The sequence below is a fragment of the Ilumatobacter sp. genome (assembly GCF_049588435.1).
Taxonomy (GTDB): domain Bacteria; phylum Actinomycetota; class Acidimicrobiia; order Acidimicrobiales; family Ilumatobacteraceae; genus Ilumatobacter_A.
Window position 1 is genome coordinate 1 of the sequence record NZ_JBAVYV010000405.1, and the last position, 1,543, is coordinate 1,543.

At 66.1% G+C, this 1,543-nt stretch carries 2 protein-coding genes; both read left to right on the forward strand.

Features of this window, described 5'->3' with window-relative positions; all coding sequences use genetic code 11:
- A partial coding sequence (locus WBV89_RS15705; RefSeq protein WP_423982289.1) for a hypothetical protein occupies positions 1 to 518 on the forward strand: 518 nt, incomplete at its 5' end.
- 3 nt (positions 519 to 521) lie between these two features.
- Positions 522 to 1,433: an ATP-binding cassette domain-containing protein gene (locus WBV89_RS15710; protein WP_423982290.1), complete on the forward strand. Its 912-nt coding sequence runs from the start codon at positions 522 to 524 to the stop codon at positions 1,431 to 1,433.
- The last annotated feature ends 110 nt before the right edge of the window (positions 1,434 to 1,543 follow it).

A 1,543-nucleotide genomic window follows, 5' to 3' on the forward strand; every position in this document is an offset into this window, starting at 1 on the left:
CCGAAGTCGTCGGCGCGTCGCCGCCGCTCGTGATCCACCACTTCGGGTCGAAGGCAGGGCTCGTCGCGGAGTGCGATCGGTATGTGCGCGATGTTCTGGAGGAAGCGACCTCGGGGATCGTCGAGGGGGAGGTGGACGCGAGCGTGCAGACGATGCTCGCGACGCCGGATCTCGGCCGGGCCATCGACTACGTCAGTCGCTCACTGCGCGATGGCGGACCGGTCGGTCACTGGTGGTTCGATCAGCTCCTCGATCTCGGCGCGGGCGCTGACCGTCGACTGGTGCTCGCAGGGTCTGCCCGTGAACTTCCCGACGAGGAGATGGGGGTCCTGCTGATGATGGCGATGGAGCTCGGAATGCTCATGTTGCGACCACTCGTCGAAGCCCGACTGGGCAAGAGCCTGACGTCGCCCGAGACGCTCGAACGTTGGGCCCGCGCCGAGGTCGACCTCCTGACCAATGGGTACGTACTCGACAACCCCGCAGCGCGCGACGCCGCTGCCCGAACAGAGGAATGAAGGATGACGACAGCAATCTCACTCGAGGGCATCGTGAAGACGTTCGGTTCGACGGTGGCGCTCGACCACCTCGATCTCGAGGTCGCGGTCGGCGAGGTGCACGGTTATCTCGGCCCGAACGGTGCCGGCAAGTCGGTGACGATCCGCATGTTGCTCGGCCTGTTGCGCGAGGACAGCGGAACGGCGCGGCTGCTCGACGGCGACCCGTGGCACGACGCTGTCGACCTGCATCACCGGATCGCGTACGTGCCGGGCGACGTCAGTCTCTGGCCCAACCTGTCCGGTGGCGAGATCATCGACTACTTCGCCCGACTGCGCGGCGATGTCGACACCAAACGACGCAACGAACTCGTCGAGCGCTTCGAGCTCGACACCCGGAAGAAGGCGAACACGTACTCCAAGGGCAACCGGCAGAAGGTCGCCCTCGTGACGGCGCTCTCCTCGGGTGCGGAGCTGATCCTGCTCGATGAGCCCACGTCCGGGCTGGACCCGCTGATGGAGGAGGTCTTCCAGAGCACCGTCGCCGAGATCGCCGGTGAGGGTCGCACCGTCCTGCTGTCCAGCCACATCCTGGCCGAGGTCGAGAAGCTCTGCGATCGTGTCACGATCATCCGGAACGGTCGGGTGGTGCAGGAAGGCACGCTCGCCGACCTGCGGTCCTCGACTCGCACGAGCATCACCGTGGCGACCGACGAAACCGTCGACGGACTCGACTCGATGGCCGGTGTTCATGCGGTCAGCGTGGACGGTGCCGAGCTCGAGTTCCAGGTCGACACGACCTCGCTCGATGCGGTCATGCGACATCTGTCGTCGTTCGGGATCCGATCGTTGGTCAGTCAGCCTCCCACGCTGGAGGAGCTGTTCCTGAGCGACTACCAGAACTCCGGCACCGAGGTCGAGGACGTTCCGGCATGACGACGATGACCGCGCCCGACGTCGCCCGATCGGCCCAGACCCGGAGTCACGCTCAGCCCCATTCGTACGCTGGTGTCGGCAACGTGCTCGCGTTCGTCGCACGCCGCGAC